The organism is Pontimicrobium sp. MEBiC06410, assembly GCF_053601615.1.
The window spans coordinates 1-395 of the sequence record NZ_JBSHNT010000034.1 but is presented as its reverse complement, the minus strand read 5'-3'; the positions used below and the strand labels follow the sequence as shown (position 1 = coordinate 395).

Annotated in this window: 1 pseudogene; it reads left to right on the top strand. The window is 43.5% G+C overall.

Annotated elements, in window-relative coordinates:
* A pseudogene (locus ACVC08_RS00215) lies at positions 1–395 on the top strand (T9SS type B sorting domain-containing protein); the annotation flags it as partial.

Sequence of the window (395 nt, the reverse complement as noted above, 5' to 3'; positions counted from 1 at the left end):
TTTGATTTAACCGTAGAAGACATTGAAATCACAGGGCCAAGCAACACCAGTTGGATAGTAAGCTACTACGAAACGATGGCCGATGCCCAAGCCGGAACCAATGCCATAGCCGACCCAACCAATTACACCAATACAGCAACTCCACAAACCCTATACGTAGGCGTAGAAGATGCAGATACAGGCTGCTCATCCTTTACAACAGTAACCATAAGAGTATTGCCAAACCCATCACCAAGTCCAAATCCAGTAGATCTGGAACTCTGTGATGATGTAGATGTTTTTTTCGAGAATGATTTAGCAGAAACCTTCGATTTAACCCAAAACGAAGCCTTTATTATCAATGGAGAAGTTGGCGTTACAGCAAGCTACTACACCAATCAAGACGATGCCATAGC